Here is a 751-nt window from a genome sequence, read left to right on the forward strand (position 1 = left end):
CGCGTCCCGGCCGCGCGCGGTCGTCGACCCGCAGGGGAGCATCCCGACGCGGGTCGCGCCGGAGGCCGGCGACGAGCTGTCCGCCGGCGGGCAGCCGGCACACCGGGTGCACCGCCGCGAGCGGCTGACAGCCTGGCCGCTGCTGTACTGGCGGTGCGAGTCCTTCCCGGCCGCCGGGCGGTCGCTGCACCTGTTCGTCGAGCCGGGCGGGCGGGCCTTCGAGGGACGCGACGATCCGTCGCCGCTGACCGTCCTCGGCCGGGAGGTCCGGGTCTGGCCGGTCGACACGGCCGTCATCGTCGCCGGCATGGCGGAGGTGGACGCCCGCCGCTGCGCCCTGCACCTGGTGCACGGGATGGCCCACCTGCTCTGGCGCGCGGGCGTCGGTCTGTAGACCGCAGACTCCGGACCGCGTGTCGAGCCCGAGCTGCCCGCCGGCGGGCACGGGACACCTGATGATCAGCTGCACGCTAGGCTGGCACGGTGACCCGACCCGACCGCCACGGCTTCCGGCTCGCCCCGGCGATCGTCCTGCCGTGCCGTTCGGCGCGCCCGCGACGGTTTCCCTCCCCGGCGCCGCGCGTCGGGGACCAGCGTTGACGGCCATCCCCTGCCCCCGCCGGCGCGCGGCCGGGCGCCGCCCCCGCCCCGAGGTGAATAGATGAAGGTCCTGGTCGTCGGCTCCGGCGGGCGCGAACACGCGCTGTGCCGGGCGCTCGCTCGCGACCCGCGGGTCGACGCGCTGGTCTGC

General features: G+C 77.4%; 1 protein-coding gene and 1 pseudogene. Both read left to right on the top strand.

From position 1 onward, the window contains the following. A pseudogene (locus tag ND748_RS33165) lies at window positions 1-394 on the top strand (hypothetical protein); the annotation flags it as partial. A 267-nt stretch (window positions 395-661) separates the two neighbouring features. After that, window positions 662-751 (top strand): hypothetical protein (locus ND748_RS33170; RefSeq protein ID WP_251750176.1); only part of this gene is annotated, 90 nt, incomplete at its 3' end.

It is taken from the genome of Frankia sp. AiPs1 (genome assembly GCF_023716945.1).
GTDB lineage: Bacteria > Actinomycetota > Actinomycetes > Frankiales > Frankiaceae > Frankia.